This window comes from Mesorhizobium sp. M2A.F.Ca.ET.042.01.1.1 (assembly GCF_003997405.1).
GTDB lineage: Bacteria > Pseudomonadota > Alphaproteobacteria > Rhizobiales > Rhizobiaceae > Mesorhizobium.
On record NZ_RZRX01000457.1, the window covers coordinates 1 to 2,583 of the forward strand.

At 65.0% G+C, this 2,583-nt stretch carries 5 protein-coding genes; all 5 read left to right on the forward strand.

What is annotated here, in order from left to right; genetic code table 11:
- Nucleotides 1–71: 71 nt before the first annotated feature.
- Nucleotides 72–542, forward strand: a complete 471-nt coding sequence (locus EOA23_RS33590; RefSeq protein WP_127307216.1) for a hypothetical protein — start codon at nt 72–74, stop codon at nt 540–542.
- A gap of 32 nt (nt 543–574) precedes the next feature.
- On the forward strand, nt 575–958 hold the full coding sequence (locus EOA23_RS33595) for a hypothetical protein (RefSeq protein WP_245430037.1): 384 nt from the start codon (nt 575–577) through the stop codon (nt 956–958).
- On the forward strand, nt 925–1,509 hold the full coding sequence (locus tag EOA23_RS33600) for a hypothetical protein (RefSeq protein WP_127307217.1): 585 nt from the start codon (nt 925–927) through the stop codon (nt 1,507–1,509). The genes EOA23_RS33595 and EOA23_RS33600 overlap by 34 nt, the downstream gene beginning before the upstream one ends.
- Entirely contained in the window at nt 1,484–1,966 is a 483-nt protein-coding gene (locus EOA23_RS33605; RefSeq protein WP_127307218.1) for a hypothetical protein, read from the forward strand. The genes EOA23_RS33600 and EOA23_RS33605 overlap by 26 nt, the downstream gene beginning before the upstream one ends.
- Before the next feature lie 195 nt (nt 1,967–2,161).
- Nucleotides 2,162–2,583, forward strand: a 422-nt coding sequence (locus tag EOA23_RS33610; RefSeq protein WP_245474435.1) for a PfkB family carbohydrate kinase, incomplete at its 3' end; no start/stop codon positions are given.

Sequence of the window (2,583 nt, forward strand, 5' to 3'; positions counted from 1 at the left end):
AAATTAACCACGATAAAGGGAAGATGACCCGACGTTGAGCCGGCACCACCCGGCTCGAAGGAGGGGTCCCAATGAAATTCGCTCGCGCCGCAATGGCAGCAGGCCTGCTGGCCGCCTGCGCCGGCCAGACGGCACCGGCCGCCACCGGAAACGTGCTTTTCAACGCCACGATCACCGCGACCTGCACCATCACGATCAACTCCAACGGCACGATGACCGTGAGCAGCAATCTTCAGTCGCTGAGCTCACACAATGCCGGCGGCTCGGCAGGCAGCGCTCAGGTCGACACGACGGGCGGCGTCTCGCTCAGCGTGGACCCGGTAACCACGACGACCGTGCCGGCATCGGACACGACGGCGACGACATGGACTCCGACCTTCGCCACTTCAGGCGCGCAGACGATTGCCGAAACCGGCACCGCGACCGCGCTGACGGTGCCCGGCACATCGACGGTGGCGGTCAATCTCGCCGGCACCAAGAGCGGCACGAACCGGTTCTCCGCCGGCAATTACCAGGCAACGGTGACGCTGCGCTGCGAATAGCTCTCACGCGAAAGGAGCGGTCCTTGAGAAGAATTGCAATCCTGGCGGCGGGCCTGATCGCCGCGCTGTCTCCCGTAGCGGCGACCGGCCAGTCGATGACGCCGATGCGGGGCGAGGTGCGGTCCTTCACCGATGCCTTTGCCGTCCGCGTCTTTCCGGGCAACCCGTACAACCAGCGCATCCGCGTCGAGGTCCATGTCTACGACCAGGATTTCCAGCCCGTCGCGGCCAGGATCACGCCGAGCGCCTTCCTTCTGGCCGGCCAGGCGTCGCGCCCTGTCCTGGTGGTCGTCCCGTTCGACGGCGCGAACGAGCGTAAAGTGCGTATCTGTACCGAGAGTATCCCCTTTCCAAGCGAGCAGACCCAGATAAGGGCACAGATATGCGGAAAGTTCTTCGGGCATCGCAGGTTCTGACCTTGTCCTTGCTGCCCGCCCTGGCTGTCGTCAGTCGGGGACTTGCCGAGGATATCCTGAACCTGAATCAGAACCAGACCGGTTTCAGCCTGCCCGGCGTCACCTTGCCCCAGGGGCAGGACGAGGTTCATGCCAGCGACGGCACGACCTGCCGCTCGGCCGTTTCCGGCAGCGGCGCCTATCTCGACCTCGGCGTCATCCACGGCAACAACTCCAGCAACCAGGCCAACAGCGACGTCGCGACCTATGGCCGCGTGGTGATTCCGATCGGGCGGACGCCCAAACGCGTCGATTGCAGCCGCCTCTACGAGCTGGAAGTCGAGCGCCTGCAGCTTGAACTGAAGCTGCTCAAAATGGGCCTCGGCGCCGACGGCCAGACGACGGGAAGTGTGCCCGCCTCGCCACCCCAGGGCGCTGCGCCCCAGGCCAGCGCGACTCAAGCCAACGAGGGCCAAGCCAACGTGGCTCAAGTCAAATCGGCGGGATGGGCCAATGAAGGCTGGACCATCAGAGGCACGACCGGCAATGCGAAGAAAAAGAAGCGGAAATAGAAGCGCGCTGTTCGCGCTGGCGGCGCTTGCCGGTCTCTGCCTTCCGGCGCAGGCGGCGATCATCGGCACCTGCACGATCATGATCGGCGCCTCGGGGACGATGAAATCGAACCCCGCCATCAACATCTTAGGCTCCAAGCAGGCAGGCGGGTCGAGCGCCGGCGCCACCATCACGGCGAACTCGACGCTGTGTTCCATCCTAAACCTGCTGGACTGCTATACCGTTTCCGCGCCGGCGCCGATCGCCTTCACCTCGGCGCCGAGCGGTGGCGACACCAATGTCTCGTTCGCCTCCGTCTTCCGCCTCGACGGCTCGGGCGTGGACATACCGGGCAGCTCGCCGCAGCGGGTGACCAACGGCACCCACACCATCCAGGTCGATCTCACTGCCACGAAGTCGCCCGGCATCTTCCCGGCAGGCAACTATCAAGGCACGGTGACGGTGCGCTGCGAATGATGCCTGTGGGCCAAGAGCCCGCGCAACCGGCATGATCTGGCAACCGGCGGTCTTTGCGGCTAGCTTCGCGCCCAGCACGCAATTCCAGGACTGGCGCTTCGCCGCCCATTTCGCCAGGAATTGCAAAAAGCAAAATCTTGGAGCAGGTCCGCCTTCAAGCACAGGCCCGGGCCGCTGCAACGGGAGGCAGTTTTTGTGATTATCATTGTCGGCTCGATCAACCTCGATCTCATTGCCAATGTCGACCGCCTGCCGGAACCCGGCGAGACGGTGCGCGGCTCGAGCTTCGCCACCGCCCCCGGCGGCAAGGGCGCCAACCAGGCACTGGCCGCGGCGCGCGCGGGTGCCCAGGTACGCATGGTGGGCGCGGTCGGCAAGGATAGTTTCGCCGCCGACGCGCTCGCCCTTCTCAAGGCCGGCAATGTCGATCTCTCCGGTGTCGGCCAAAGCTTCGCCTCGACCGGCACCGCCTTGATCCTGGTCGGCGCCGACGGCGAAAACGTCATCGCCGTCGTGCCGGGCGCCAATGATTCGGTGGTGCCGGGCGATGTCGCCAAGGCCTATCTCAAAAAGGGCGATGTCGTGCTCCTGCAGCATGAGATCCCGCTGCAGACGGT